Source organism: Methylobacterium sp. J-026, from assembly GCF_022829585.1.
In the GTDB taxonomy this organism is placed as follows: Bacteria; Pseudomonadota; Alphaproteobacteria; order Rhizobiales; family Beijerinckiaceae; genus Methylobacterium.
This window is the reverse complement of sequence record NZ_JAKSYC010000172.1, coordinates 1-227: the sequence shown is the minus strand read 5'-3', so window position 1 is coordinate 227 and position 227 is coordinate 1. Positions and strand designations below refer to the sequence as shown.

General features: G+C 70.0%; 1 protein-coding gene. It reads right to left on the bottom strand.

The genetic code is table 11. The features are described from left to right. On the bottom strand, positions 1-227 hold a 227-nt coding region (locus MKK69_RS16120), incomplete at both ends, for an ABC transporter substrate-binding protein (RefSeq protein WP_243969378.1).

Below are 227 nucleotides of genomic sequence, written 5' to 3'. Positions count from 1 at the left end.
GCGGCCCCGGGGGTGATCATCGGGGTCTTGAGCCGGGCGGCCCAGGGCATCAGCGCCAGCACCACCTCGGAGACGTAGCTGGCGATGACGAGACTGACCTTGTCCTCGGAGACCGCCCGCTGGAAGGCGCGCACCGCGTCGGAGGCGGAACTCTTGTCGTCGTAGGTCACGACCTGGATCTGCCGGCCGTCGACCCCGCCCTTGGCGTTGATCTCGTCGGCGGCGAG